The organism is Streptosporangium sp. NPDC004631, from assembly GCF_053601935.1.
In genome coordinates, this window is the sequence record NZ_JBSGCR010000001.1 from 53,924 (window position 1) to 80,358 (window position 26,435).

Consider the following 26,435-nt stretch of genomic DNA (forward strand, 5'->3'; position numbering starts at 1 on the left):
CCGCGCCGGTTCCCCCCCGTGCCGGCACGCCCGATGGCGGAGGCCGCCGGGCACGGGGGAGAACGGGGGAGAGGAGCCGCCGCGCCTACCGGGCCTCATCTGCTACCGTTGCCGCCGTGAAGCGCGCTGCCATGATCACGACGACGCCGGAGAGTGTCCCGGCGCGCTGACCGCTTTCCTAGTCCGAGGCCCCGGGGCGAGTGCCCCGGGGCTTCGCCGTGTGGTCACCCGCCTCGGCATCCGCGAGGAGACCACGATGAACGACCACCGCAGGCTCGGCCGCGAGCTGGACCTGTTCGACACCGACCCGCTGATGGGCGCGGGACTGCCGTACTGGCTGCCCGACGGCGCGGCCGTACGGCACACGCTGGAGGAGTACATCCGCGACACCGAGCGCCGGGCAGGCTACCGGCACGTGTACTCACCCATCCTGGGCAAACGAGAGCTGTACCAGATCTCCGGCCACTGGTCCCACTACAGAGAGGACATGTTCCCGCCGATGGACCTCGGCGCGGAACAGCTCGTCCTGCGCCCGAGCCTGTGCCCCCACCACGCGCTGATCTACCGGTCCCGCGCCCACAGCCACCGCGAGCTCCCCCTGCGCATGGCCGAGCTGGGCGGCATGTACCGCTCCGAACTCTCCGGGGTGCTCGGCGGGCTGACCCGCGTCCGGGCGATCCAGCTGAACGACGCGCACATCTTCTGCACTCCGGACCAGGTCGCCGACGAGGCGCACGCGGCCCTGGAACTGATCGGCCGGGCGTACGCGGCCCTCGGCATCCGCCCGTCCCGCTACCGGCTCTCCCTTCCCGGGGCGGGCGGCAAGTACGTCGCCGGCGCCGAGATGTGGCAGCGGTCCGCGGCCCTGCTCACCGACGTCCTCGACCGTTCCGGCGTGGTCTACGAGGCCGTCGAGGGGGAGGCCGCGTTCTACGGCCCCAAGATCGACGTTCAGATCACCGACCCGGCCGGCCGCGAGGCCACTCTGTCCACCGTCCAGGTCGACTTCCACCAGCCCGAGCGGTTCGGCCTGCACTACATCGGGCCCGACGGCGCCAGGCACCGGCCGGTCATGGTCCACCGCAGCGTCATCGGCAGCCTGGAACGGGCCGTCGCCCACCTCGTCGAGACGCACGGCGGCGCCTTCCCGGCCTGGCTCGCCCCCACTCAGCTGGTGGTCCTCCCCGTCTCCGGCGCCGAAACGGACCAGGCCGCCCGGTTCGCGCGACGCTGCCTCGACCGGGGACTGCGCGCACAGATCACCGGCCCGGACCACGGCACCCTGGGCGCCCGCATCCGGGCCGCCCGACTCGTGCCCTACCAGGCGGTGATCGGCCCCAAGGAGGCCGCCGGCGACCAGGTCGCCCTGCGCCTGCGCGACGGCCGCCGCCTGGACGCGCAGCCCGCCGCCGCGGCCCTGCGCCGCATCGGCCTGCTCGTCGACGCTCACAGCGCCGACCTGTGGGAGGCCACCCCCTAGTTCGCGGGGCCACCGATCGGCGGCGGCCGCACCCCCTGGGCATACGCCGATCACACCACCTTTACCTTCTGTAGCATGAATTTCACTCAGAGGAGTCACAGGGCTTCTCGGCGCCGCCGCGCGCGACCGCCCCCGGGCGTGCGCGGACCGGCGCCCCCCCCCCGGATCCAGGTGGTGGTATGCATATGCGGCACACCTCGCAGACCTTGGACGCCCTCCGCCGCGAGGGCGACCCGATGGCCGACACGGTGATCGCCGATCTGGTGAGCTCCGGAAAGACCGACCAGGTCAACCAGGTCCTGCGGGAGTTCCACGACAACGACCAGCCGATCCCGGAGAACCTGCCCCCCTCGGTGCGCGCGTTCCTGCTCGCCACCGACGCCCCGCCCGAGTGGGCCGACACCTCCCGGATCGCGGACGCCCACGACTTCTTTCTCGACGACGGGATGCACGTCGCCTCGGTGCTCTGCTACGGCGCGATGGTCAGCTGCTATGCCGCGGTGGTCCCCTCGCGGGTGCTGGCGCTGACCCACCGGCTCGACCGGCCGCACCGGCGGCTCGCCGAGACCTGCCAGTTCGTGATGAACATGATGGCGCCCGACCCGTTCGGCTCCGGCGGCGACTTCGTCCCCACCATCCAGAAGACCCGGCTGATCCACGCCGCGGTCCGTCATCTCGTGCGCTCCAGCGGGCAGTGGGACGAGGCGCGCGACGGCGTCCCGATCTGCCAGGAGGACCTGCTCGGCGCGATGCTGATCTTCTCGGTCCACGTCCTCGACGGGATGGCCAGGCTCGGCGTCACCGTCACCGCGCGGGAGGCCGAGGACTACTACTACGTCTGGCGGGTGACCGGTGCCATGCTCGGCGTCCGCGCCGACATCATGCCCCGGAGCCTGGCCGAGGCCCGGGAGGTGAACGCCCTGGTGGTCGAACGCCACTTCGGGGCGTCCCCCGAGGGGATCGAGCTCACCCGCGGCCTGCTGGACTTCTACCGGGAGATGACCCCCGGAAGGGCCTTCGACGGAGTCGCCGCCGCCCTGGTCCGGCAGGTGGTGGAGCCGTGGGTGGCCGACGCGCTCCGGGTCCCGCGGGCCCGCTTCTGGACCCGGATGACCGCGGCCGGCAACCGCCTGCTGCGCGGCCTGGAGCGGGCCGAGGACAGCAGCGCGACGGCCCGCACGGTCCTGGACGGGGCCGCCCGGCTGCTCCTGATGGGCGGCGTGCGCACCCTCACCGGCGGGCGGCGGGTCGGGCTCGACATTCCCTCGCGGCTGCGGGACAGCTGGGGAGTGGACGGTGAGCACGTCCCCCGCCCCGGCGGCTGCCCGCTCGCCGAGCCGCCCCGCCCCGCGCCCCCGTCCTGACCACCGGCCCCCGGCCGTGGCCCTCTCCCACCGGCCGGGTACGGCGACCGCGGCGGCGTCCGCACCGGATGGCCCGGCCCTCCCGGCCCCCCGCGCCCCTGTGCCACGGGCGGCCGGTCAGCCGGGGGGCAGGTCGAAGATCTGGTCCAGGGCGGTGACGCGGAACATGTGACGCAGATAGGAGGTGAGGGCGACGACGCGCATGGCGACGCCGTGGTCGCGGGCGGCGTTGTAGACGTTGATCAGGGCCGCCACCCCGGAGGAGTCGACGAAGTTCAGGCCGGACAGATCCAGTTCCAGGTGGCGCACGTCCCGGCGGGACAGGCCCTCCGCCAGGGTGAGGAGCTCGGCGGCCGTGTCGTAGTCCAGATCACCGCTGAGCACCAGCAGGGTGGCGTCGGAGGGGGTGCGCCGCACCTCGATGCGGAGCGGGGTCTTTTCGAGCATCTATCGTCAGGTCTCCAAATCGGCGCCGGCACCGTGCGCCGCCTCGATCCACCGGATCCGTGAGGCGGGCACGGAGGAAGTCTCGCAGCTCGTCGCGGGAAACCCGCAATCCCGCCTCCAAGGACGCCGCCCCGCCGGCCGGCCTGCGACGACACCCGGGCCGGCCCCCCTGCTGCGGCGGGCGGCGCGTTCCCGTCCGATGTCGCCGGTGACGCCGGCCCGCGGCAGGGCGTTTCCGCCGTGGCGGCCCCCCGGCGGGGGCCGCCGTTCCGCCGGATCGGATCACCCGGGTCGATCCCCGGAAACCCCTGCGGCTCCACGTCCGCCCCGGCTTGTCCCGATGTCCCAGGTCACCGCGCCCGCGACACCCCCGGTTCCCCTGACCGCCGGCCGGCATGCATTGCCCGCCAAAAAGTGCCCTAAACGTGACCTAAGTCATATGAACCATGCACACCCCATGCGCATCACCTATTAAAGTTTTTAAACGCACTTTGCGGCTATGGGGGAGAAAGTTGTGCTAACCGTGGAAAGTCGTGGTTTGAGGACACCCCTGGCAGGGCTGACCCTGGCTACCGCCATGCTCGTCACCTCCTGCTCCAGCGGGTCGCCCACGACGGACCCCGCCGACGGGAGCCCGGGAGGCTCCGCCGCGCCGAGCACCCCGGCCGGACCGGTGATAAAGATCAGCCCCGCCGAGGGCAGCGCCCCCGTCCGCCCGGACAGAAAGGTGGTCGTCACCGCCTCGAACGGCGCGCTTGAGCAGGTCACCGTGGAGAGCGGCGGCCAACAGCTGGAGGGCGACTACGACGCCCGCCGGACCAGATGGGTGTCCACGATGCCGCTGAAGTCCTCCAGCGCGTACACCGTCTCGGCGCGCGCGGTGGACGGCACGACCGTCAGCAGCTCCTTCAGGACGCTCAAGCCGAAGGTCGAGCTGGCGGTGGCGGACGTCACCCCGGCGATCAAGGGGGAGAAGGTCGGCGTGGGGGCGCCGATCATCGTCACCTTCAACCAGCGGATCACCCACAAGGCCACCGTGGAGAAGGCGCTGGAGATCGAGGCGGAGAAGCCGGCCCCCGGCGCCTGGCGGTGGATCAACGACAGCACCGTGATCTACCGGACCGCCAAGTTCTGGCAGGCCCACCAGAAGGTGACCTTCACCGCCCGCCTCAACGGCGTGCGAGGCGGCAAGGACATGTACGGGGTGAAGGACTTCACCAAGGTCATCCGGATCGGCGCGGCCCAGATCGCCACCGTCGACGCCCGCAGGCACAGAATGGTCGTCAGGCGGGACGGCAAGGTCGTGCAGACCATGCTGATCAGCGCCGGCAAGGGCGACACCCGGGAGTACACCACCACCAGCGGCGTGCACCTCGCCATGGGCAAGGCCAACCCCGAGCGGATGATCTCCCCGGGCCGCGAGAAGGGCGACCCCGGCTACTACGACCTGATGATCAACCACGCGGTGCGGTTCTCCAACAGCGGCGAGTACGTCCACGCGCTGAACAACGTCTGGGCCCAGGGCCGCCAGAACGTCAGCCACGGCTGCGTCAACGCCCGCCCCGACCAGGCCAGATGGTTCTACGACCAGGTCCAGCGCGGCGACGTCATCACCGTCACCGGCACCAGCCGGCCACTGGAGTGGAACAACGGCTGGGGCTTTTGGCAGATGCCCTTCAAGGAGTGGAGGAAGGGCAGCGCCGTCAAGTCGTGAACGGCCCGCCCGACTCCCACACCCCCATTTCCCGCCGATGGCCGGTAAGGGCCCCGGCCGTGCGCGGGCGACCGCACGGCCCGCCCCCTCTCACAGCAGGGTGAGCTGGGGGTGACCGGGCGGCACCGGCCGCCGCGCGGGCCGCTCCATACGCAGGCCGTAGCGGGTGGCCAGCTGCGCGACCTGCCCGGTGACACGCCGCACATAGCCGGGGTCGGCGTCGGGGCCCCCGCCGTACAGCTCGCCGTACCGGGCGGTCAGCGCGGGATGATGCTCACCGAGCCAGGCGAGGTACCACTCCCGGGCACCCGGCGGCAGGCGCAGCACGCGCGCGGTGAGGCCGCCGGCGCCGGCGGCCGCGACACGGCGCACGGTGGCGGCGAGCTGGTCGGGGGAGTCGGTGAGCAGCGGCAGGACGGGCGCCATCGCCACCCCGCAGGCCACCCCGCGCGCGTTGAGCTCGGCCACCAGTTCCAGGCGCTTCTGCGCGCCGGGCGCGCCCGGCTCCACGGTCCGGCGGATCCGGTCGTCGACGAACGCGATCGAGACCATCACCTCCACGCCGGGAGCCGAGGCCAGCAGCCCGGCGTCACGCAGGATCAGCGTGCTCTTGGTGTGCACGGTGAAGGCCGCTCCGGCCCCGCGCAGGGCGGCCACCACGCCGGGCATCAGCCGGTAGACGTCCTCGGCGCCCTGGTAGCAGTCGCCGGCCACGCCGACGTCGACGGGACCGCCGTCCCATCCGACCGCCAGCTCGGCGCGCAGCCGCCGCGCGACGTCGGTGCGCACCACGATCCGGGAGTCGAAGTCCGCGCCGGGGTCCAGCCCCAGACGGCGGTGGCCCCGCCGTACCGCGCAGTAGCGGCAGGCGTGCGCGCACCCGCGGTAGGGATTGACCGACCAGCCGCCGGGGGCGCGCTCCAGCGCGGTGCGGGCCCGCACCTCGTAGCAGGTCAGCGCGCCGTGGACCCGGGTCACCGCGGTGCGCTCGATCCGCGGCCGGAGATCGGCCGCGGGCTCGGCGAGCAGGGTGGGCGCCTCCCATCGCATGCCGATCAGTGGAACACGTTTTCGACACCGCCCGCAAGGGGATCCACGCCGGACGCCCGGCGCGGCGCGCGGACGCGGCCGATCGGGGACGGCGCCCGGCGCATGCGGCAGGCGTCGCCGACCGGTGATCCCCGCGGGCCGGCGAGAGACTCAAACCTCTGCGCGGGGGAGAACCCCCTCCCACACTGGTAACAGTTCGTCATATTGAAATCACACTCGGTAGTCATACGATGATGGAGTCGTCTTCTGATGGCGGTGAGGCGCAAGTGACAGCGCCCACCGCCACCTCCCCGAAAGGAAGCAGCATGCTCGTCCAGTTCCTCTCGCGCGTCGCCGCCGTCGCCACCGCGGCAACGGTCACCGTGGGTGCCGGGGCAGCGCTCGGCGCGCCGGCGTTCGCCCACGCGGACGGGTCGGTCTCCTGTGCCGCCGCCGGTCCGATGCAGTTCGCGCCCGGAGTGACGTTCGCGCCCCAGTCGCAGAACATCACCTACGTGGCCGGCGGGGCCTGCAACGACACCGGCGGCACCGGCGTCAAGAGCTTCAAGTTCACCGCCAACTTCCAGGACACCACGGTCAGCTGCGTGGCGGGCGGGATCGTCCCCGGCGGCACCGGCAGCGGCAAGATCGACTGGACGCTTGAGGACGGCTCCACACTCACCAGCACGGTCGACGTGCAGATCGAGCGCACGGTCCTGTGGACGATCACGCTGAAGGGCACCGTCACGGACGGCCAGTTCGACGGCAAGACCGTCGGAGGCGAGCTCACCACCTCCCCGCTCCAGGGCACCCAGTGCTTCACCGGGCTCAAGCAGGTGCACGCCGGCGGACGCATCAGCGTCGCCTAAGGCACAGACGCCCAGGGCCGCCCCGGCCGCAGGCCCGGGGCGGCGGCTCAACGGCGAGGGCGCCGGAACGCGGAGCGGTGAGAACCGGAACCGCTCAGCCGCCGGGCACCACGCGGGGCGGGCGAGATCCCATACGGCGGCGGGCGCACACGCCCCGCCGGGCCGCCCGCCCCGGCGACAGCGGATGGGCCGCCACCCGCCGGCTGATCTACCCTGGCCGGATGCTGAGACCTTCCCACCCGATCCGCACCGACCGCCTGATCCTGCGCCCCTTCACCCGCGGCGACCTGGAGGCGCTGCACGCCATCCACTCACTCCCCGAGGTGACCCGCTACCTGTACTGGCCCGCCCGTGACAGGGAACAGGTCGCCGAGGCGCTGGAAACCAAGATCGGCCAGACGGCGCTGACGGCCGAGGGCCAGGCACTCGCCCTGGCGGTGGAACTGGCCGCCACCGGAGAGCTGATCGGCGACGGCGTGCTGATCTGGCACAGCCGCCTGCACCGCGGCGGGGAGATCGGCTACGTCTTCCACCCCCGCCACCACGGCAGGGGATACGCCACGGAGACGGCCGAGGCCCTGCTCGCCCTGGGCTTCGACGGCCTGGACCTGCACCGGATCGTCGGCCGTCTCGACGGCCGCAACACCGCCTCCGCCCGGGTGCTGGAACGGCTGGGCATGCGCCGCGAGGCCCACCTGGTGGCCAACGAGATGGTCAAGGGGGAGTGGACCGACGAACTGGTCTACGCGATCCTGCGACACGAGTGGCACGCCCGTCCTCACCCGCCGCGCGTCTCCCGCCCGGACGCCACCCCCCAGATCACCGGCGGCTCCCTCCCCGCCCCTCCCGGCGACTCCGGCCCCTTCGCGCCGACCCCCGTACCGGCGGCCATCCTGCACCTGGCGCTGGCCTCCGACTGGGACGCCGGCCAGGCGGCGGGGGAGTACCGCGTCTCCACCCTCGGCCGCACCCTCGAACAGGAGGGGTTCATCCACGCCTGCTCGGATCCGGCCCAGCTACGGCAGGTCGCCCGGCGTTTCTTCCGCGACGTCATCGCCCCGCTGGTCCTGCTCACCGTCGACCCCACCGGCCTCGACGTCCGCCTGGAGATCCCCGCCGACTCCACCGAACCCTTCCCCCACATCTACGGCCCCCTCCCGATCACCTCGGTCGTCTCCGCCACCCCCTTCGCCATCCCCGCCGACGACCGCTGAACGCCACCCGGTCCACCCGGCGTCCGCCCGGTGCCGGCCCGGGCGGACCGAACCGGCACCGCGGGCAAGACCCCTGGACCTACTCGCACAGCGTCCGCTGAATACGCCGCGCCGCGAAACCCAGCCCCGCGGCCGTCATCACCAGCAGATACCCGCCGTGCCCCAGCAACCCCCACCCCGGCTCGCCGATCGCCAGGGCACGCACCAACTCCACCGCGTGATACAGCGGGGTCAGCTCCACCACGACCTCCATCACCGGCGGATACTCGTGCACCGGGGAGAACGTCCCGGAGAACAGAAACAACGCGAACTGCCCCGTGGTCAGCATGTCGAAGTCCTGCCAGCCCCGCATCAGCGTGCTGATCGCCATCCCGGCCCCGCCGAAGGCCAGCCCCACCAGCAACGTCGCCGGAAACGCCGCCAGCGCCCACCACACCCGCGTCAGCCCCAGCACGACCATCACCACCAAGAACGCCCCCGCGTAGACCGAACTGCGCACCATCGCCCACGCCAGCTCTCCCAGCGCGATCTCGAACGGCTTCACCGGCGTCGCCAGAACCGCGTCGAACGTCTTGGCGTAGCGCATCTTGAAGAAGAAGTTGAACGTCGTCTCCGACAACGCCCCCGACATCGCCGAGACCGCCAGCATCGCCGGCGCCACAAACACGGCGTACTCCACCACCCGCCCGCCCGGCAACCTCAGATCACCGACGAGCGCCCCCACCCCGACCCCGATCGACAGCAGATACAGCATCGGCTCAAAGAACCCCGAAACCAGCACCAGCCAGTACGACGGCCCCGACCTCAGCGCCCCCACATTACGGTTGATCACCGCACCCACCCGGGCCGGGGACACCCGCGCGGCCGGCATCGCAGAAACCATGCCTCAGTCCTGAAGTCGCTTACGGAAGGCGGCGACCGCCCAGGTCACCCCGGCCCCGGCGCACACCAGCAGACACCCCACATGCGCCCACACCGGCCACGGCGCGGCCACCCCCAGCGTCGCCGCCCGGCTCAGCTCCACCCCGTGCCACAGCGGCGACACATACGCCAGCGGCCGCACCTGCGGCGGCAGCTGATCCACCGGAAAGAACACCCCGGCGAACAACGTCGAAGGAATCATCACAAACCGAAACAGCAGCGCGAAGTGGCCTTCGTGCTCGACACTCGCGGCGAACGCCGTCACCGGGGCCGCCGCCGCCAGCGCCACCAGCCCCGCGACCACCGGGGTCAGCGCCGCCCAGGGCGAGCGCAGCGCGCCGAACACCGCGGTGACCCCCAAGAACACCAGCGCCGCGATCTCCACCCGCAACAGGACGTACAGCAGCCGCCCCCACACCATGTCCGGCACCCGGACCGGGGTGGCGGACATCGCGTGACAGCCGCGCACCCACTTGAAGTCACCCAGCACCGAATACGTCGACTCGCCGACCGCCATCTGAAACGCCGTCGAGGCCATCACCCCCGGCACGATCCACGCCAGGTAGTCCACCCCGCCGAGCTCACCGACATGCCGGCCCACCCCGACGCCGATGCCGACCAAAAACAGCACCGGCAGCACAAACGAGGAGAACACCGACGCCCGCCACAGCCGCCGGTACAGGAAAAGATGCCGCTCAAGCACCGCCACCGTCGGATGCGCCATCTCAGTCCACCAGGGTGCGGCCGGTCAGCTGCAAGAACACATCCTCCAGCGAGGAACGGCGCACCAGCACACCTGAGGGCGCCAGCCCCCGCCGACGCACCTCGGCCACCGCCGCGTCCCCGTCATCGGCGTACAGCAGGATCCGATCCGGCAGGGGATCGACCCGCCCGATCCCCGCGAGCTTGCCCGCGTAGTCCACCTCGTCGGCGAACCGCAACTCCACCACCTCGGGCGTGCAGTACCTCTCGATCAGCGACCGCGGCGACCCCTCCGCCACGATCCGCCCGCCGTCCATCACCACCAGCCGATCGCACAACTGCTCGGCCTCGTCCATGTAATGCGTTGTCAGCACCAGCGTCGTGCCCCGCTGCCTCAACCGGAACAACCGCTCCCACAGCAGATGCCTGGCCTGCGGATCCAGCCCGGTCGTCGGCTCGTCCAGCAGCACCAGATCCGGCTCGTTCACCATCGCCCGCGCGATCGTCAGCCGCCGCTTCATCCCCCCCGACAACGGCTCCACCCTGCTGGTGGCCCTCTCCCTCAGCTGCACGAACTCCAGCAGCTCATCGGCCCGCAGCCGCGCCCGCGCCCTGGACAACCCGAAGTAGCGCGCGTAGGTCACCAGGTTCTCCCGCACGTTCAGATCCGGATCGAGATTGTCCAGCTGCGGGCACACCCCCAGCCGCGCCCGGATCCTCGGCCCGTCACGCACCGGATCCATCCCCAGGACGCGCAACTCGCCCGAGGTCGGCATCGACACACAACTGATCATGCGCATCGTCGAGGACTTGCCGGCGCCGTTCGGCCCCAGAAAGCCGAAGGCCTCACCGCGCGCCACCCGCAGATCGATCCCGTCGACCGCGGTGAAGTCACCGAACCGCTTGACCAGGCCACGCGCCCGGATAAGATCTTCAGACACGCCCTGGACCGTAACAGAGCCCGGCGACAGTTTCGATCAGATTCCCGGCCCGCCGCACCCGGCCGGCCCGCCCCGGCGAGGCCCCCGGCCGGAAAAAACCGGGGAGGGCGGCGAAACCCGCTCCGGCGGCCCCCCGCCGGCCGGTTGGCGAAGGTACGCTCACCCCATGTCGAACGTGATCGTCGTCCTCCTGCTGACCGCCCTCCTCGCGGTGGCGATCATCGGCCTCATCGTGCTCGCCGTACGGCTGACCCGGCGCCCCCGCAACACCCTCATCGGCGGCGGCCTCGGCCCCGAGGTCATCGAGCAGATCCTCCAGCTCAAAACCACCGGCCAGTTCGACCAGGCCGTCTTCCTGGTCCGCGGTGAGACCGGCGTGAGCCACCGCACCGCCGCCCGCCTCGTCAGGAAACTCCGCCCCGGCCCCCGCTGACCCGCCCGCACGCGACGCGCCTCAAGCCCGCCCGCGCTCCACCAGCCGGTCCAGCACGCCGTAGGCCGGATTTCCCTGCGCGGCCCGGCGCACCTCACGGGCCGTCGAGGCGACGTAGGCCTGACCGGTCACGATCGAGGAGTGACCCAGCAACTCCATCAGCTCATGGGCCGAGGCCCCCCGCTCGGCCAGCCTGGTGGCGAACTCGTGGCGCAGCGCGTGCACCAGAGTGCCCCGCTGCACCCGGTCGTGCACCCCCGCGTACCGGTAACACTGCCGCACCAGATACTGCAGGCCGCCCCGCTGCAACGGCTCGTTGCGGACGTCGACCAGCAACGCCGCCGACCGGGGGAGCGAGGTAAGCCCGAACCGGACGAGCCGGCTGTGCAGATACCGCTCGATGAGCCGCTCGATCGGCGGCTCGATCGGCAGCGACCTGGTCCTGCCGCCCTTGCCGACCACCTGGACACGCCGATCCCCAGCGGAGCCGCCGATCGAGCCCAGGGTGACGCCCAGCAGCTCCGCCGACCGCATGCCGGTGACCAGCGCCAGCGCCAGCACCACCAGGTCACGCTCCACCCACGGATCACGGGCCCTGCGGGCCCCGGCGGCGATCCGCTCCAGCAACGTCGCCGACGCCGACCCGTCGCCCAGCAGCGGCTTGGGCGCCTTGGCCGGCTGCTTGGGCCGGGGGACCGCCGCCATGGGGTTGCCCTCCAGCAGGCCCTCGGCCACGCAGAAGGTGAGGAACTGGTTCCACGCGCTCCAGGCCCGGTTGACGCTGGCCGCCGACCGGGAGTCGGAGAAGCCGGCGAACGCGGCCCGGACAACACGCCCGCCAAGCCCGCGCACCTCAAGGTCGGCCACGGCCACCCCCTCCAGCCCCGCCACCAACTCCGCGACGATCCGCAGGTCGCTGTCGTATCCGGCGACCGTGTGCGGGGAGAGCTTCTTGGCCCGCAGGGAGGACAGGAACTCACCGGCCGCCTCCGGCAGCCGCATGAGCACCAGCGGATCACGGGCATCCATCGTGACCCCCTCCTCCGGGGGAGGGCGTCGCCCCTGTCAGCCGCTGCATAAGTGCGATCATGCAGCAAACAGGGGCGGACAGGTCGGCAACACGCCATACCGGCGTAACCGCCGTACGACCCACCACCCGCCGTTCACCCGCCACACCCACCCCCGGCGCCCCGTCACCGCCCGGCGTGATAGGCCGCCGCCGCCTTCAGATACCCGGCCACGGACTCGACGTCGTCCTGCGAGGCGGCGTTGAGCGACAGATGCATGACCATCTCCGGCGGCAACGCCACCGGAACCTCCAACCGGCCGTACAGCACCTCCGCCGCCTGCCGGTACACCGGTTCGAGCGCCTGAGGGTCGATCCAGGACGGCAACTCCAGCCCACCCTCGAAAGCCCCGCAGACACCGTGATAGGCGAACTCCGCGACCGACTCCTCAACCGACATGGTCTCGATCGGGGCACGCTCGGGACGGAACAGCTCCAGCCCCTCCACGACCGGCGACGCCGACAGCACCTGCTCGGCCACCCGCCCGGCGAGCACCGGCGAGCAGTGAAACCCGTCCCGGTAGGTTCCGGCCGCCAGGGACAACCCGCCCAGCGAGGTGCCGCCGAACAGCGGGAAACCATCCAGCGCGACCGGCCGGTTGCCCACCATCCACCGACCGGCCAGGGAGTGAAACAGGCGATGGTCAAGCTGCTCACGGGCGCACTGCAGCAGAAACTGCGTCATCCCCAGACCCGGCTCGTGAACCGGCGACCGGCTCACGATGTTGGTCGCCCCGATGTACTCCAGCCCGTCCCCGAGCGGCACCACGTGCAGCCCGCACGACCCCGACCGGTTGGGCGTGCGCACCACATGCTCAAAACCCGGCGGCCGCACCCGCCGGGTCTCGACGGAGATCCCCACCCCCGACAGCAGCGGAGGCACCGCGCCGGGCGGCAGCACATCGAGAAAACGCCCGCTGAACGCCCCCGCCGCGACCACCACGGCACCCGCCGACACCACACCGCCGCCCGCCAGCCGCACACCGGTCACCCGGTCCTCCGTCACCCGCAGCGACTCCGCCTCCACCGGGACGTCCAGCACGCCGTACCGCCCGGCCGCCCGGCCGAGCGCGGCGAGCACCCGCCGCGCGTCGATCGCCCCCTCCCGCCGCAGGAACATCGCGCGGAGCGGCCGGGCGCCGGGAACCGGATCAAGACCGGCGATGTCACGGGGCTCCACCTCCTCGTACGGCTCACCCGCCCCGGCCAGCGCCGCCCTGGTCGCGTGGAAGTTGTCCTCGTCCAGCCTCCCCGACCTCGTGTTCAGCACCACGAAGGTGCCCGGCCGGAAGTACCCCGGCAACCCCGGCTCCGCCGCCTCCCCGGCCAGGTCCTCCAGCCAGCCCGGCCACGCGTCGAGCGCCTCCCGGCACAACCGCAGCCTCGCCAGGCCCGCCTCGTGCGCCGAGGTCCTCCCGGTGACCTCACCGAAACAGTTGAGCATGGCGCCCGCCGCCGCCGAGGCCGCCCCCGCGCGATCCGGCGGCCCGATGACCGCGACCCGGACCCCAGGGCCGCGCCGGGCCAGCTCCAGCGCGATCGACAACCCGACGACACCGTTGCCGACGATCGCGACATCAACCCTGACATCGTCCGTCATGGACACTCCCTCTGATGCGGATGGGAACGGAACCGTCCCACGCGGAAAACTCAACGGCGAAAAACCAGGCAACGGTGCCGGGGAACCGCCCCCGCCGGACCCCGCCGGCCAGCGGACCGGCACCGTGAACGACCCCCCGGAGAAAACACGCGGCGGGATCAGAGAAGATCACGCAGCAGACGTTTCAGAATCTTTCCCGACGCCGACACCGGAATCTCGTCCACGAAACGCACCTCGCGAACCCTCTTGTACGGCACCACCCGCCCGTTGACGTGAGCCAGCAGATCCTCCGCCCCGACCGGCGCCGCCGCGGCCACGAACGCCACCGGCACCTCACCCGCCTCCGCGTCGGGACGGCCGACCACGGCGGCGTTCCGCACCGCCGGATGGGCCAGCAAAATCTCCTCCAGCTCCCGGGGATAGACGTTGTAGCCCTTGTAGATGAGCAGGTCCTTCATCCGGCCGACCACGGACAGGTAACCGTCCTCGTCCACCACCCCCACGTCGCCGGTCCGCAGCCACCCGTCGGCGCTGAGCACCGCCGCGGTCTCCTCAGGACGGTTCCGGTAGCCGGCCATCACCTGCGGGCCCCGCACACAGATCTCCCCCTCCCGCCCGGCCCCCACCCCGGGGGTGTCACCGGTCACCGCCGCGCCACCCGCGCCGACGATCTTCACCTCGGTGTCGAAGATCGGCAGGCCGACGCTGCCCGCCTTACGCGGCCCCGAACCGTTCACCGGATTCGCACTCACCCCCATCGTCACCTCCGCCATGCCGTACCCCTCCACGATCGCCGCCCCGGGAAACCGCTCCCGCAGCCCGGCGAAGGTCTCCCCGGGCAGCGGCGCCGCCCCGGAGGTCACCGTGCGCACCGACGGCAGACCACCCGCCCGGCACGACGGATCGGCCAGCAGCGCGCGCAACATCGCGGGCGCACCCCCCACCTGGGTCACCCCGAACCGCCGCGCGTCCGCGACGAACGCGGCGACGTCGAACCTCGAATGGACCACCACGGTCGAGCCGGCCGCGACCTGCAGCCCCAGATAGGCGATCAGTCCCAGCGCGTGAAACCACGGGGCGACGGTCACGATGCTCGTCTCACCCGGCCGCTGGGCGTACTCCGCCGCCGGACCGGCCGCCTCCAGCACCACCCCCGGATGACCGCCCGCCCCCGCGCCGGTCCTCGGCACCGTCCCGGTGAACCAGCAGGCGTTCTGCAGCGTGTTGGCCACCACGTTACGGTGCGTCAGCATGGCGCCCTTGGGGTGCCCGGTGGTCCCGCCGGTGTAGACGATGTGCGCCAGATCGGCCCGGGGGACCAGCCCCGCCGACGGCGGATCGCACCCCCGCCCCACGCCCACGGCCGCCAGACCCACCGCCCGGCCACCCGGCACGGCGGCACCCGCCCCGTCCCCGGCCACGACGACGTACCGCGTCCCCGCCTCCTCCACGGCCTCCAGCACCGCCGGACCCAGATCCGCCGTCACCAGCGCCACAGCCCCGCACTCACCGAGCCGAACGGCGAGGTCGCCACCGGGCAGCAGCGGATTCACCGGGCAGAAGACCGCCCCGGCCAGCAGCACCCCGTAATACACGACCGGGAACTCCAGCACGTTCGGCAACCGGCACACCACCACATCACCCCGGCCGACTCCCCGCACGCGCAGACCATTACCGAAACGGCACGCCTCCCTCCACAACTCCCCATACCGCATTTCCCGCCCCGCCTGCCGGAACGCGACACGCCCCGGCCAGCGCCCCGCCGAACCCGCCAGAATCGCCGTCACCGGAACATCGGGATAATCCAGCGAAAACGGCAGACCAGGCGGCCAGTACCGACCATCCAGCGGCGTATCCATGCCCCCATGGAATCCCCGGAAATAAGACCCGCGCCACAGAATGTCGAGAACACGACAGAGGCTCGACAATTCCCCTCAACCAACCTCTGATGGTTCACCACGGACAAATTCCCGCCGGCCCCCCACCCGGCACCCCCGGCCCCCTCGACACCCCCGCCCGGAAGGAGGAGCGGCACCCCGGCCGTCCCACAGAGCCGGCCCGCGCCGCCGACGAGATGAGCACCGACACACACGTCGCCGTGATCGGAGCCGGCCAGGCCGGACTCGCCATGGGACACCACCTGACCCGGCTGGGCTGCGACTTCCTCCTCCTGGACGCCGCAACGGAACTGGGCGCCTCATGGCGCGGACGCTGGGACTCACTACGGCTCTTCACCCCCGCACGCCACAACGGCCTGCCCGGCCTGCCCTTCCCCGGCCACCCCGGCCACCACCCCGGCAAAAACGCCGTCGCCGACTACCTCACCCACTACGCCGCCACGTTCGACCTACCCGTACGACTCGGCACCCGCGTCACCGGCCTGCACACCGACAACGGAACCCTCACCCTCACCACCACCGGCGACACCCTGCGCGCCCACCACGTGGTCATGGCCACCGGCCCCTTCCAGACCCCCCACATCCCGGCCACGGCCACCGGCCTGTCCCCCCAGGTGACCACGGTGCACAGCGCCCACTACCGCAACCCCGCCTCCCTGCCCGACGGCCCCGTACTCGTCGTCGGATCCGGCAACTCCGGCGCGCAGATCGCCGCCGAACTCACCCTGCACGGCCGCCACGTCCTCCTGTCCGGAAGAACCCTGCCCCACCTGCCCCAGCGCATCCTGGGCGGCGACCTCTTCCAGCTGTTCGACCGCCTCGGACTCCTCACCCTCGACACCGACTCGGCCCTGGGCCGGCGGATGCGCAACCGCGAAGCCGTGATCGGCACCGACCTGCGCACCCCGGCCCGCCGCGGCCTCCTCACCCGGCTCGGCCCGATCACCGCCGCCGACGGCCACCGGGTGACCTTCACCGGCGGCACCCACCTCGACGTCAACACCGTGATCTGGGCCACCGGCTACCGCCACCACCTGCCCTGGCTCGACCCCGGCCTCCTGCACACAGACGGCAGGCCACGCCACACCCGAGGCAGAACCCCACTACCGGGCCTCTACGTGCTCGGCCTGCCCTGGCAGACCCACCGCGCCTCCGCCCTCCTCGCCGGCGTCGGCCGCGACGCCGCCCTGCTAGCCGCCCACATCACCACCCGCCCCACATCCGGCACCCCCCGGAAAACCCGGTGAACACACCCCCCACCGGCAGCCGGCACACCGCCGCCACCATACTCACCGGCCACCGGATCAGCGGCGGAACCGCCACCCCCGCAGAACGGCTGTGCCACCGCCACCTCACCGACCTGGGAGCCCAACCCCACCCGGGCGACCACCGGGACCTGACCCTGACCACCGGCGACACCGACCCGCTCACCATCGGCGTGGACTGGGCCGGACCACTCCGGCCCGGCCCCGTGGACGAGGTCACCACCCAGGCACGCTGCGGCCTGATGGCCGTACACGGCCGCCGCGAAGGCACCGGACCACGGCGCATCGGCGTCGACTACGCCACCACCGCCGCCGGAGTACTCGCCACCACCGCGACCCTCGCCGCCCTCCTGGCCCGGACCCGCGGCCGGCGGACGACCCACGTCGCCACCTCGGTCACCGAGGCCGCACTCCTGTGCGTCTCCCACTACCTGGCCACCGCCACCGCCCAGGACGACGACCCACACCCCCTGCCCGCCCTGATCACCCGGGGAACACCCCCACCCTTCCAATCCGCCGACGGCATCCGATTCGAGATCGAATGCCTCACCCCCGACTCCTGGCACCGGCTCTGGACCCTCCTGGGCGCCCCCGCCCGCGCCGCCGCCCGCAGCTGGCTCACCTTCGACATCCGCTTCCCCCGCGCCGAAGCCCTGCTCCCCGACGAACTGCACACCACCACCCGGACACACCCCTTCACCGAGATCACCTCCGCGGCCCTGCAGGCGGGAGCCGCCGTGAGCCGGCTACGCGACCACCAGGACCGGATCACCGAACTCGGACTGCACCGGACCGGCGCACGCGTCGGCCCACCCTGGTCGATCACCCCCCTCACCGGCCACCGGCCACCCCCCACCACCACGGACCGGCACCCGCCCCCCGCCGGCGAACACCCCCTGGCCGGGCTCCACGTCGTCGAACTGGGCCGCCGGATCCAAGGACCGGTAACCGGCATGGTGCTGCACCGCCTGGGCGCCACGGTGACCCGGATCGAACCCCCCGGCGGCGACCCCCACCGCGGCTTCCCCCCCATGGCCGGCGACTGCTCCGCCCCCTTCCTCGCACTCAACCGCGGCAAACACGTCGCACACGCCGACCTGCGCACCCCACACGGCCGCGACACCGTCATGGACCTGGTCCGCACCGCCGACGTGTTCCTCCACAACCTCGCCCCCGGCAAACCCGCCGAACTCGGACTGGGGGAGAGCACCCTGACCACCCTCAACCCCCGCCTGATATACGCCCAGGCCTCCGCCTGGAACGGCACACCAGGACCCGCCCCCCTACACGGAACCGACTTCATCGTGCAGGCCTACGCGGGCCTGGGGGAGACCCTCCGCCCACCCGGCGAACCACCGGCCCCGTCACTGATGACACTGCTGGACTTCCTCGGCGGCCTCCTCACCGCCGAAGGCGTACTGGCCGCACTCCTCGCCCGCGAACACGACGGCCACGGCCGCCGCGTCGAATCCGGCCTGCTGCCCGCCGCCGACGTCCTGCAGGCCCCGATCCTCGAAGCACTGGCCACCGGCCGGGAACACGGCCGCCGCGCCGGCCGCCCGACATGGACCGCACTCGACCGGCCCCTGCGCACCGCCGACGGCTGGCTGGCCATACCCTCCGCCACCACGGCCACCCACCTGCACCGGGCAACCGGAACCACCGGCACCGACGACCTGACCGCACTGCTGAGCACCGACTCCTCGACCACCTGGGCACAACGACTGCGAGCGGCCGGCATAGCCGCCACCCCCGTCTGCACCGACCTCGCCGACCTGGGCCGCGACCCGGAAATGGCCCCGCTGCTGCACCACGACCGAGCCGCCTTCGTCCGCACCCCATGGAGATTCCACCGGCCCACCCCCTGACCCCCGGCCCGCCGTCCCCTCCGAGCCCCCGGCCAGACCACGACCAGAGGAACAGAGATGACCGCAGCCCCCCGCAACCCCACCCCACCCACCCCGGCACCCCCCGGCCGCGCCACCCGCCCACCCCGGCGCCACCGGCTGATCTACGGAACGGTCAACGAAGACCACGCGGTCGAAACAGCCGTACTCCCCGCCACCGGACGACTCCTCGTCATCGCCTCCGGCGGCGACATCGCCCTGCACCTCGCCGCACAGGGAGCAGACGTCACCGCGGTCGACTCCAACCCCGCCCAGCTCGCCCACGTCCGCGACCGCATCACCGGCGCACCCCCCCAAGACGGATCGGTCGAACACATGCAGCGCCTCACCCGCGCGGCCCTCACCCTCGCGGGCTGGCGGCACACCGCCCTCACCCGCTTCTGCTCACTCGACGACCCCACCGAACAAATACGACAGTGGCACGACCGGTTCAACACCCGCCGGCTACGCGCCATCCTCGCCCTGCTCACCTCCCCGGCCTCAATACGCGCCGCCGGATTCTCCGCCTTCACCTCCCGCGCCGCACCCCGCTTCGACATCCTGCTCCGCACCCGCCTCGAACGAGGACTCGCCCGCCACCCCAACCGCGACAACCCCTTCCTGCACCGCCTCCTGCTCGGCACCCCCACCCCCACCCCACCCATCGACCCGGCCCGCATCACCCTGATCCACACCGACGTCGCCCACCACCTGGAATCGGTGCCCCCGGCCTCCTACGACGGCTTCAGCCTGTCCAACGTGCTCGACGGCACCGGCCCCGAATACGCCCACCGGCTCCGCGCCGCCCTACGCCGGGCGGCCGCCCCCGGCGCCATCGCGGTCAGCCGCAGCTTCACCGCCACCGACGACCCCGCCGCCACCGAATGGGCGATCCGGGACCGCTCGATGCTCTGGGGCGCCGTACGGATCGAACACCCGGGCCAGACCCCGTGACCCCCCAACCGGCACCCGGCCCCGGCCCGGAGACGACCGGCCGCCCCTGGCCGATCCTCACCCTCGTCTGCACCGCGCTGTTCATGACCACCCTGGACAACCTCGTCGTGACCACCGCCCTGCCACGCATCAGAACAGACCTGAACACCTCACTGCCACACCTCGAATGGGTGCTCAACGCCTACACCATGTCATTCGCCGTACTCCTCCTCCTCGGCTCCGCACTCGGCGACCGCTACGGCAGACGCCGCGTCTTCACCCTCGGCCTCACCACCTTCACCCTCGCCTCGGCGGCCGCCGCACTCGCCCCCGACACCACCCTCCTCATCGCCGCCCGAGCCCTCCAGGGAACCGGAGCCGCCGTACTGCTCCCGCTCAGCCTCACCCTGACAGGAGAGGCGTTCCCCGGCCGCGACCGCGGACTGGCCCTCGGCATCTGGGCCGCGGCCAACGGCCTCGGCGTCGCCCTCGGCCCGGTCGTCGGCGGCCTGGTGGTCAACGCCCTGTCCTGGCGGCACGTGTTCTGGCTGAACGTGCCGATCGGCGCGATCACCGTCCTCGCGGCCCACCACATCCTGCCCACCGGCACAGGCCCCGCACGCCGCCTCGACCCGGCCGGAGCGGCACTCGTCACCACCGGACTGACCACCCTGCTCCTGGCGCTCTTCCTCGCCCCCTCCACAGGATGGCTGTCAGCCGGCGTCATCACCCTGCTGACCGCCGCGGCCGCACTGCTGACCGGCTTCGTCCACTGGGAACACCGGGCCCGCGAACCGATGCTGCCGATGCGCTTCTTCACCGTCCCCGCCTTCCGCACGATCAACATCACCAACGTCGCCATGTACTTCGGCACCTTCGGCGGCATCTTCCTGATCGCCCCGTTCCTGCAGACCGTCCAAGGCCACTCACCACTGGAGGCGGGCCTGCGAATGCTGCCCTGGACACTCATGCCCCTCCTGGTCTCCCCGATCGCCGGAATAGCGGGGGACCGGATCGGCCCCCGCACCCTGGTGGCCACCGGACTCGGCCTGCAGGCCACCGCCTTCGGCTGGCTCGCCGCCGTCCTCACCCCCGGCCTGCCGTTCACCACACTGCTCGGCCCGGCCGTACTCGGCGGCGCCGGCATGGCACTCGTCTTCCCCGCGTCGGCCGGCGTGGTACTCGGCGCGGTACACCCCCACGAGGCCGGACAGGCGTCCGGAGCGCTCAACGCACTCCGCGAAGCCGGCGGCGCACTCGGCGTCGCCGTCCTGGCGACCGTGTTCGTCTCCGCGGGCGGCACCACCGCCCCACAGGCCTACACACGCGGCATGGTGCCCGCCCTGACGGTGGCCGCCGTACTGCTCGGCGCGGCCGTCCTCGCCGCCCTGCGGCTTCCCGGCCCGGCCCGGCGGACCACATCCGCACCGGCACGCACCGCACCGGCCACCGCGGACCCGCCCACCGCGCACGGACGGTGACCCGATCCGGCGGGGGAGGGCACCGACACCCCGCCGGGCGGACGGCCGTCGTTCCGCCCGGCCGCGCCGGCGGACCGCCTCACCGGGGCCGGGCACCGCCCCGGACGGCTACGCCACCGTCGAAGGGCCTGCCACCCAGGTGTTACAGAAACGCGGAGAGACGTGGGTGAAGCCGTTGACCAGCCAGAAGACGATAGAGGCGCCCTCGCCGTACTCATGGGTGCCCCAGTAGTCGTCGCCGCCCTGCGCCGTTTTCAGCAGCAGGGTGTCCCAGTCGCTCCTGGGCCGCTTAAGAGACGCCCACGCGCTGCCGGCGAAGACGCCGGCGAGGCACTCCGCCTGCAGGTCATACCGCCGGGCCTGCTCGTGGCGCTCGCCGGCGTCGCGGCGGGGCAGGCGGGCGTACGCGTCCCGAATGCCGGACAGCTCCTGCACGTGGTGACCGTACTCATGGGCGATCGACATGAGGCCGGAGAGCCTGGAGGGCTCTTTGACGAGCGGGGCGGTGAGCAGGAAGACGACGGTCCTGTCCCGGGGACAGTAGTCCGACATCAGGCTCTCAGCCCAGTGCTTACCGCAGTAGTCGCGCCGCTTGGTGTAGATCCGGATCCGGGGCGGGCTAAACGGCTTGCCCGCCTTCTTGAACTGCGCAGCCCAGGCCGTGTCGAGACATGTCGCCATCGACAGCAGATAGTGCTTTATAGAGGGAATGGAGACGAGCCGGCGCCGAGGGCCGCCCGGCCATGCGGCGCCGGTTCATCCCGGGGTCCCCATCCGATTCCGGGGAGTGGCCTCAAAATGATGCATAAGTAAAATTATGCATCAAACACGCCGGAAGGGCAGGGAAACGCGTCGCACCGCGAACCCTCCACAGCCGTCACACACACCGGTCGAGCAGCCGCACGCCGATCCCGAGGCCTCACCGACACCGCGCCGAGCCGAGGACGCGCACCGGCGGACACCCACGGCGGGCCCGGCGTCCGCGACGCCTCCGATGATCAAACACCCACGTAAAGTGATCTTGAATCGAACACCTGCGCGGCAGGCGGCCCCGTACTCCGCGGCCCGCACCCGCGCCCCCGCACACCCCGCCCCGAGCGCCGTCCGGCGGGCTCCGGCCGACCACGGAAATCGCCTCCGTCCCGGCCGGAGAACCGTCCGGTCACCCTCCGGCCCGATGGTCATGTTTCCCCCATCAAATCCCTAACCAGACAGAAGGTGAATTCTGTCTGGTTAAAGACTTTTCATGACAGAAGCCCTTAAATCCCCCGGATGACCTGACGTCTCACACCCCGCGTCAGACGACCCGCCCGGCGCACCCCCCGCCCCGCCCGGCGAAAACCACTCCGCGGGCACAGGCCGGATCCGGCGTCTCATTTAACCCGTCTGTCATCACGGTCGTCTCAAGCGGCCTGCCCGACCGCGAGCGTTTACCGTGTTTAATCCCGCGGGTGCGGGCCCTCCCCTCCGGCGCCGCGTTCCGCGATGGTGATCACCAGGAGCGGGAGCATCCGCCCGGGAACGCTGTCCGAGGGGGTCGAGGCGACGCGGACGGCGCCCATGGCCAGATAGAAGGGCTCGGCGTTCGGGTCGGCGTCGATGGTGAGGCGGGCGAAGCCGAGGCCTCTGGCGGTGGAGGTGACGTGCTCGAACAGGCGGCGGCCGATGCCTTCCCCGATGGCCCGCGGGTCGATGAAGAGCATGCCCAGGGCGCCTTCCGGTGGCTCTCCCTCCAGGGTGGCGAAGCCCAGGATGCGGCCGTCGTGTTCGGCGACCGCGGTTCGCAGGTTCTCGACCTCCGAGGCGGGGACGACGAGTTCGTGCCGGCAGGTCGCCATGAACGTCTCGTCGTAGCCCCAGTACGCCTTGGAGCGGATCGCCAGCTCGCTCAGGATCTCGGCCTCGTCTGCCCGTGCCGCTCTGATCAGCATGATCACGTTTCCTCGCCTGCGGTGCCGCCGCCGTCGATCGATCTTCGCATGCCTTGGCCTGGGCCTCTCCCCCGTGGCCGCGGATGTGGTGTGATTCACCGGCGTCCTGGTTTCGGGCGGGATTTCGGCTTGGGGGGACGTTGTCGCGAGATCGGTGACGGTGCCGGGATCGGGGTCGGGGGTGTGTGACGGCTCGCGCGGTACTGGCGCGCCGGGTGGTGCTGAAGTCGCGGAATTGTCGGTGGCGGGCCCTACGATGAGCCGACTCACGGAGGGACGCTTGCCGATGGCGGATTCGCTGATAGTGCCGTTGCTGGTCACCACCGATCTGCCGCCGGACGGTGATCTGGTGGAGTTCGGGCGGGTGGTGGCCGACGCGGTGCGGGCGCTGGGCCGGGGCGACGCGTCTTATGCGGGGTTTCTGTACGGCGGGGTGTTCTGGCTGGATTCGCCGCGGCCGCCGCCGGATGAGGGCGACCCGGCGGCGGCCGATGAGCTGAGGTTCGCCGCGTTGATCGGTTATCTGTCGGTGTCGGGTGCGCACGGGGCGGTCAAGGACGTGGTGTGCGACGCGGGTGGGGCGATCAGCGGGGCGGTGGCCGTGCGGTACGGCGATCTGGGCAGTCCTCCGGCGGTGATGGCCATCCGGACCGAGGACGTGCGGGAGCGGACTCCCCCGTCGGTGGTTTTGGTCAGGACGGCCGACGCCGTTCCCGAGCTGGTCGCGGTCACCCGCTCCTACATGTAGGTCTCCCGGCGGGTGGGACGGGCCGGTTGAGTCCGGGGTCCGGTGCGGCGTCCGGGTGGGTCCGCCGGGGCTGGGGCGGGGATGTTGTCGGTGCCTGCCGGTACGGTCGGGCTGATCGAGGAAGGGTGTCTGTGCGGTCATGCGGCCAGCTGATCTGAATCGTCTCACCGTGTCGGAGTCGGGTGATCGCTATGTGGAGCTGATCCGGGCCAAGACGCTGACGGGTGCGTTGTCGTCGTCGACGGCGGAGGTCTACGCGCGTGACGTGGCCACGTTCGTGCGGCTGGCGGGTGAGGAGACGGTTCTGGACGATCTGACCGGCGAGGATGTGGACGCGATTTTGCTGGCGTTCGCGCGTAAGCCTGATGGGCGCAGGTCCGAGCCCGGCGGCGGGATGCAGTCGGCCTCGTCGCAGGCGCGGTTTCGGCGGTCGATCTCGGCGTTGTTCAAGCATGCGGCGCTGACGGGGTGGGTGCAGATCAATCCGATGGCGCTGGCGACGGTGACGGCCAGGGAGCGCGGGGGGCTGCGCCCGCAGCGGCGGGCGCTGACACGTGAGCAGGCTCAGGGGCTGATCGGTGCGGCGCGTGAGCTGGGGGGCGGGCTCGGTGAGGGCGGTGCGGTGCCGGCGGCGGTTCCGCAGCGGGCGCGGCGGCGTGATCAGCGTACCGAGTTGCGTGACGCGCTGATCGTTCTGCTGCTGTCGACGATGGGGCCGCGGGTGTCGGAGCTGGTGCGGGCCGATGTGGAGGATTTCTACACCAACGACGGGGTGCGGTACTGGCGGATCTTCGGCAAGGGCGGCAAGACCCGTGATGTGCCGCTGCCCGGTGATGTCGCCCGTGTGCTGGAGGCGTATCTGGCCCGGGGCCGGGAGGGGGTGGCGGACAAGGCGCTGCTGCTGTCGTGGCGGGGCAGGCGTCTGGCGCGGGGGGATGTTCAGGCGGTGATCGATCGGGTGCAGCGGTGGGTGGATCCCGATCGGCGGCGTTCGGTCACCCCGCACGGCCTGCGGCATACCACCGCCACCCATCTGCTGGCCGACGCGGTGGACATGGACGCGGTGCGGCGGGTGCTGGGGCACAGTGACCTGGCGACGCTGGGGCGTTACCGTGACGAGTTGCCCGGTGAGCTGGAGGTGGCGATGCGGTCCCATCCGCTGCTGCGAGGGGATGCCGGCGGCGGGTGAGGGGGGCGGGTGTGTCCCGGGTGGAGGCGGGTGGCGCCGTTCGGATGGCGGGAACGTACTCCGGTGGTACGGTGCGCCGCCTTGAGCTCGCCCAGGCCCTGGTCAGCGCGCCGCGCCTGCTGGTGCTGAGCCGACAGCATCATGATCATCTGGGGGCGTGACTCGGGTGTCCTGACCAACCGTGGTGTCAGGCGGCGCGTTCGGCGGCGCAGACCTCGACCAGGACGTCCAGGGAGATGCCCAGGGTCTGGGCCAGGGCGGCGACGGTGAAGAAGGCCGGGGTGGGGACCCGGCCGGTTTCGATCTTACGGAGGGTCTCGGCGGACAGTCCCGCGGCGGCGGCCACCTCGGTCATGCTGCGGGTGCCGCGCGCCTGGCGCAGGATCGCGCCCAGGCGGTGGCCGCGTTCGTGGTCGAGTTCGGTCAGTGGAGGTCTCACCATGGGCCGGAGCTTAGCAAACGTGATAACAATACCGGTATAAGTATTTGGCATCCGGGAGTGTGGCACATGGTGGAGATCAAGACCGCGGCGGAGCGAGAGGCGATGCGCGAGGCCGGGCGGGTGGTGGCCGCCGCGCTGGCGGCGGTCCGCGCGCACGCGGCGGTGGGCGTCAGCCTGCTGGAGCTGGACGAGACAGCCGCGGCGGTGATCTCCGCCGCGGGCGCGCGGTCCGCGTTCCTGCACTACCGCCCGGCCTTCGCGCCGACCCCGTTCCCCGCGGTGATCTGCACGTCGGTGAACGAGGTGATCGTGCACGGCATCCCCGACGGCTACCGGCTGCGCTCCGGCGACCTGTTGAGCGTCGACTGCGGCGCCTACCTGGACGGCTGGGCCGGCGACGCGGCCATCAGCCTCGTCGTCGGCCGGGCCCGCCCGCAGGACCTGGAGCTGATCGCCACGGCCGAGGCCGCACTCGGCGCGGCCGTCGCCGCGTGCGTGCCGGGCGGCCGGCTGGGCGACGTCGGCCACGCGGTGGCACTGGCCGGCCGCCGGGCCGGCTACGGCGTCCTCGCCGACTTCGGCGGCCACGGCATCGGCCGCGCCATGCACGAGGACCCGCACGTGCCCAACCACGGCCGGCCCGGGCGGGGCATGGTGCTGCGGCCCGGCCTGGTACTGGCGATCGAGCCGATGTTCGTCGCCGGAGGCGCGGACGCCTACCTGACCGCACCCGACGGCTGGGCACTGTCCAGCGCCGACGGCAGCCGCGCGGCCCACGTCGAGCACACGGTGGCCGTGACCGAGGACGGCCCGCGCGTGCTCACCCTGCCGTGACGGCCCCCGCCGGGCTGAACGCGCGGGGAGACCCCGGGGAACGGCGGC

25 protein-coding genes are annotated in these 26,435 nt (G+C 72.0%); 14 read left to right on the forward strand and 11 right to left on the reverse strand.

The features are described from left to right. Positions 1–220 precede the first annotated feature (220 nt). Positions 221–1,480, forward strand: coding sequence for a threonine--tRNA ligase (thrS, locus tag ACWEF2_RS00220; RefSeq protein ID WP_453810799.1), 1,260 nt, complete (start codon positions 221–223; stop codon positions 1,478–1,480). A 179-nt stretch (positions 1,481–1,659) separates the two neighbouring features. After that, the gene (locus ACWEF2_RS00225; RefSeq protein WP_453810800.1) at positions 1,660–2,844 is read left to right on the forward strand and encodes an oxygenase MpaB family protein; all 1,185 of its coding nucleotides are present in this window, start codon (positions 1,660–1,662) and stop codon (positions 2,842–2,844) included. A gap of 117 nt (positions 2,845–2,961) precedes the next feature. Here ACWEF2_RS00225 and ACWEF2_RS00230 read toward each other — a convergent pair whose 3' ends face one another. Further along, positions 2,962–3,291 (reverse strand): STAS domain-containing protein, encoded by a 330-nt coding sequence (locus tag ACWEF2_RS00230; protein ID WP_453810801.1) that lies wholly within the window; start codon positions 3,289–3,291, stop codon positions 2,962–2,964. 538 nt (positions 3,292–3,829) lie between these two features. Between ACWEF2_RS00230 and ACWEF2_RS00235 the strand changes: the two genes are divergently transcribed. Next, positions 3,830–5,005, forward strand: coding sequence for an Ig-like domain-containing protein (locus ACWEF2_RS00235; protein WP_453810802.1), 1,176 nt, complete (start codon positions 3,830–3,832; stop codon positions 5,003–5,005). A gap of 90 nt (positions 5,006–5,095) precedes the next feature. Here the strand turns inward: ACWEF2_RS00235 and ACWEF2_RS00240 are convergent, their stop codons facing one another. Then, positions 5,096–6,055: a radical SAM protein gene (locus tag ACWEF2_RS00240; protein WP_453810803.1), complete on the reverse strand. Its 960-nt coding sequence runs from the start codon at positions 6,053–6,055 to the stop codon at positions 5,096–5,098. A 305-nt stretch (positions 6,056–6,360) separates the two neighbouring features. Between ACWEF2_RS00240 and ACWEF2_RS00245 the strand changes: the two genes are divergently transcribed. Beyond that, positions 6,361–6,903, forward strand: a complete 543-nt coding sequence (locus ACWEF2_RS00245; RefSeq protein ID WP_453810804.1) for a hypothetical protein — start codon at positions 6,361–6,363, stop codon at positions 6,901–6,903. A gap of 77 nt (positions 6,904–6,980) precedes the next feature. After that, the gene (locus ACWEF2_RS00250) at positions 6,981–8,117 is read left to right on the forward strand and encodes a GNAT family N-acetyltransferase (RefSeq protein ID WP_453810805.1); all 1,137 of its coding nucleotides are present in this window, start codon (positions 6,981–6,983) and stop codon (positions 8,115–8,117) included. A gap of 79 nt (positions 8,118–8,196) precedes the next feature. Here the strand turns inward: ACWEF2_RS00250 and ACWEF2_RS00255 are convergent, their stop codons facing one another. The 3 genes from ACWEF2_RS00255 to ACWEF2_RS00265 are packed head-to-tail and all read right to left on the reverse strand — an operon-like array spanning position 8,197 to position 10,681. Continuing rightward, positions 8,197–8,949 (reverse strand): ABC transporter permease, encoded by a 753-nt coding sequence (locus tag ACWEF2_RS00255; protein WP_453810806.1) that lies wholly within the window; start codon positions 8,947–8,949, stop codon positions 8,197–8,199. A 54-nt stretch (positions 8,950–9,003) separates the two neighbouring features. Beyond that, a complete protein-coding gene (locus ACWEF2_RS00260) occupies positions 9,004–9,762 on the reverse strand; it encodes an ABC transporter permease (RefSeq protein WP_453810807.1) in 759 nt (252 codons plus the stop codon). A 1-nt stretch (position 9,763) separates the two neighbouring features. Next, a complete protein-coding gene (locus ACWEF2_RS00265) occupies positions 9,764–10,681 on the reverse strand; it encodes an ABC transporter ATP-binding protein (protein ID WP_453810808.1) in 918 nt (305 codons plus the stop codon). Positions 10,682–10,847: 166 nt separating this feature from the next. Here ACWEF2_RS00265 and ACWEF2_RS00270 point away from each other — a divergent pair, with 166 nt between their 5' ends. Beyond that, a complete protein-coding gene (locus tag ACWEF2_RS00270; RefSeq protein WP_453810809.1) occupies positions 10,848–11,114 on the forward strand; it encodes a hypothetical protein in 267 nt (88 codons plus the stop codon). A gap of 21 nt (positions 11,115–11,135) precedes the next feature. Here the strand turns inward: ACWEF2_RS00270 and ACWEF2_RS00275 are convergent, their stop codons facing one another. From ACWEF2_RS00275 to ACWEF2_RS00285, 3 genes are all read right to left on the reverse strand, one after another. Then, entirely contained in the window at positions 11,136–12,143 is a 1,008-nt protein-coding gene (locus tag ACWEF2_RS00275) for a tyrosine-type recombinase/integrase (protein ID WP_453810810.1), read from the reverse strand. Positions 12,144–12,307: 164 nt separating this feature from the next. Further along, positions 12,308–13,780 (reverse strand): NAD(P)/FAD-dependent oxidoreductase, encoded by a 1,473-nt coding sequence (locus tag ACWEF2_RS00280; RefSeq protein WP_453810811.1) that lies wholly within the window; start codon positions 13,778–13,780, stop codon positions 12,308–12,310. Between the two features lie 158 nt (positions 13,781–13,938). Then, positions 13,939–15,639 carry a class I adenylate-forming enzyme family protein gene (locus tag ACWEF2_RS00285; RefSeq protein ID WP_453810812.1) on the reverse strand — a complete coding sequence of 567 codons (1,701 nt, stop codon included), beginning with the start codon at positions 15,637–15,639 and terminating at the stop codon, positions 13,939–13,941. Between the two features lie 215 nt (positions 15,640–15,854). On the opposite strand from ACWEF2_RS00285, the gene ACWEF2_RS00290 reads away from it, so the two are divergent. The 4 genes from ACWEF2_RS00290 to ACWEF2_RS00305 are packed head-to-tail and all read left to right on the forward strand — an operon-like array spanning position 15,855 to position 21,243. Continuing rightward, on the forward strand, positions 15,855–16,925 hold the full coding sequence (locus tag ACWEF2_RS00290; RefSeq protein ID WP_453810813.1) for a flavin-containing monooxygenase: 1,071 nt from the start codon (positions 15,855–15,857) through the stop codon (positions 16,923–16,925). Continuing rightward, positions 16,922–18,811 carry a CoA transferase gene (locus tag ACWEF2_RS00295; protein ID WP_453810814.1) on the forward strand — a complete coding sequence of 630 codons (1,890 nt, stop codon included), beginning with the start codon at positions 16,922–16,924 and terminating at the stop codon, positions 18,809–18,811. Before ACWEF2_RS00290 ends, ACWEF2_RS00295 begins: the two co-directional genes overlap by 4 nt. Positions 18,812–18,868: 57 nt before the next feature. Further along, positions 18,869–19,783, forward strand: a complete 915-nt coding sequence (locus ACWEF2_RS00300; RefSeq protein WP_453810815.1) for a DUF3419 family protein — start codon at positions 18,869–18,871, stop codon at positions 19,781–19,783. Further along, the gene (locus tag ACWEF2_RS00305) at positions 19,780–21,243 is read left to right on the forward strand and encodes an MFS transporter (protein WP_453810816.1); all 1,464 of its coding nucleotides are present in this window, start codon (positions 19,780–19,782) and stop codon (positions 21,241–21,243) included. The genes ACWEF2_RS00300 and ACWEF2_RS00305 overlap by 4 nt, the downstream gene beginning before the upstream one ends. Before the next feature lie 108 nt (positions 21,244–21,351). Here ACWEF2_RS00305 and ACWEF2_RS00310 read toward each other — a convergent pair whose 3' ends face one another. Beyond that, entirely contained in the window at positions 21,352–21,924 is a 573-nt protein-coding gene (locus ACWEF2_RS00310) for a neutral zinc metallopeptidase (protein WP_453810817.1), read from the reverse strand. Between the two features lie 758 nt (positions 21,925–22,682). After that, on the reverse strand, positions 22,683–23,174 hold the full coding sequence (locus ACWEF2_RS00315) for a GNAT family N-acetyltransferase (RefSeq protein WP_453810818.1): 492 nt from the start codon (positions 23,172–23,174) through the stop codon (positions 22,683–22,685). Positions 23,175–23,460: 286 nt separating this feature from the next. Here ACWEF2_RS00315 and ACWEF2_RS00320 point away from each other — a divergent pair, with 286 nt between their 5' ends. The 3 genes from ACWEF2_RS00320 (at position 23,461) to ACWEF2_RS00330 (ending at position 25,272) form a co-directional block, all read left to right on the forward strand. Then, positions 23,461–23,922, forward strand: a complete 462-nt coding sequence (locus ACWEF2_RS00320; protein WP_453810819.1) for a hypothetical protein — start codon at positions 23,461–23,463, stop codon at positions 23,920–23,922. Positions 23,923–24,061: 139 nt separating this feature from the next. Further along, the gene (locus ACWEF2_RS00325) at positions 24,062–25,111 is read left to right on the forward strand and encodes a tyrosine-type recombinase/integrase (RefSeq protein ID WP_453810820.1); all 1,050 of its coding nucleotides are present in this window, start codon (positions 24,062–24,064) and stop codon (positions 25,109–25,111) included. A gap of 11 nt (positions 25,112–25,122) precedes the next feature. Then, a complete protein-coding gene (locus ACWEF2_RS00330) occupies positions 25,123–25,272 on the forward strand; it encodes a hypothetical protein (protein WP_453810821.1) in 150 nt (49 codons plus the stop codon). 26 nt (positions 25,273–25,298) lie between these two features. On the opposite strand, the gene ACWEF2_RS00335 is transcribed toward ACWEF2_RS00330, so the two are convergent. After that, on the reverse strand, positions 25,299–25,553 hold the full coding sequence (locus ACWEF2_RS00335) for a helix-turn-helix domain-containing protein (RefSeq protein WP_355593257.1): 255 nt from the start codon (positions 25,551–25,553) through the stop codon (positions 25,299–25,301). A gap of 66 nt (positions 25,554–25,619) precedes the next feature. Here ACWEF2_RS00335 and map point away from each other — a divergent pair, with 66 nt between their 5' ends. Then, positions 25,620–26,387, forward strand: a complete 768-nt coding sequence (map, locus tag ACWEF2_RS00340) for a type I methionyl aminopeptidase (protein ID WP_453810822.1) — start codon at positions 25,620–25,622, stop codon at positions 26,385–26,387. The last annotated feature ends 48 nt before the right edge of the window (positions 26,388–26,435 follow it).

Bases quoted from the DNA above. Each gene is read 5' to 3' on its own strand.
- ACWEF2_RS00280 (WP_453810811.1), bottom strand. From the start codon at position 13,780: ATGACGGACGATGTCAGGGTTGATGTCGCGATCGTCGGCAACGGTGTC.
- ACWEF2_RS00300 (WP_453810815.1), top strand. From the start codon at position 18,869: ATGACCGCAGCCCCCCGCAACCCCACCCCACCCACCCCGGCACCCCCC.
- ACWEF2_RS00290 (WP_453810813.1), top strand. From the start codon at position 15,855: ATGAGCACCGACACACACGTCGCCGTGATCGGAGCCGGCCAGGCCGGA.
- ACWEF2_RS00335 (WP_355593257.1), bottom strand. From the start codon at position 25,553: ATGGTGAGACCTCCACTGACCGAACTCGACCACGAACGCGGCCACCGC.
- ACWEF2_RS00310 (WP_453810817.1), bottom strand. From the start codon at position 21,924: ATGGCGACATGTCTCGACACGGCCTGGGCTGCGCAGTTCAAGAAGGCG.
- ACWEF2_RS00320 (WP_453810819.1), top strand. From the start codon at position 23,461: ATGGCGGATTCGCTGATAGTGCCGTTGCTGGTCACCACCGATCTGCCG.
- ACWEF2_RS00260 (WP_453810807.1), bottom strand. From the start codon at position 9,762: ATGGCGCATCCGACGGTGGCGGTGCTTGAGCGGCATCTTTTCCTGTAC.
- ACWEF2_RS00225 (WP_453810800.1), top strand. From the start codon at position 1,660: ATGCATATGCGGCACACCTCGCAGACCTTGGACGCCCTCCGCCGCGAG.
- ACWEF2_RS00285 (WP_453810812.1), bottom strand. From the start codon at position 15,639: ATGGATACGCCGCTGGATGGTCGGTACTGGCCGCCTGGTCTGCCGTTT.
- ACWEF2_RS00275 (WP_453810810.1), bottom strand. From the start codon at position 12,143: ATGGATGCCCGTGATCCGCTGGTGCTCATGCGGCTGCCGGAGGCGGCC.
- ACWEF2_RS00230 (WP_453810801.1), bottom strand. From the start codon at position 3,291: ATGCTCGAAAAGACCCCGCTCCGCATCGAGGTGCGGCGCACCCCCTCC.
- ACWEF2_RS00315 (WP_453810818.1), bottom strand. From the start codon at position 23,174: ATGCTGATCAGAGCGGCACGGGCAGACGAGGCCGAGATCCTGAGCGAG.
- map (WP_453810822.1), top strand. From the start codon at position 25,620: ATGGTGGAGATCAAGACCGCGGCGGAGCGAGAGGCGATGCGCGAGGCC.
- ACWEF2_RS00240 (WP_453810803.1), bottom strand. From the start codon at position 6,055: ATGCGATGGGAGGCGCCCACCCTGCTCGCCGAGCCCGCGGCCGATCTC.
- ACWEF2_RS00245 (WP_453810804.1), top strand. From the start codon at position 6,361: ATGCTCGTCCAGTTCCTCTCGCGCGTCGCCGCCGTCGCCACCGCGGCA.
- ACWEF2_RS00325 (WP_453810820.1), top strand. From the start codon at position 24,062: ATGCGGCCAGCTGATCTGAATCGTCTCACCGTGTCGGAGTCGGGTGAT.
- ACWEF2_RS00270 (WP_453810809.1), top strand. From the start codon at position 10,848: ATGTCGAACGTGATCGTCGTCCTCCTGCTGACCGCCCTCCTCGCGGTG.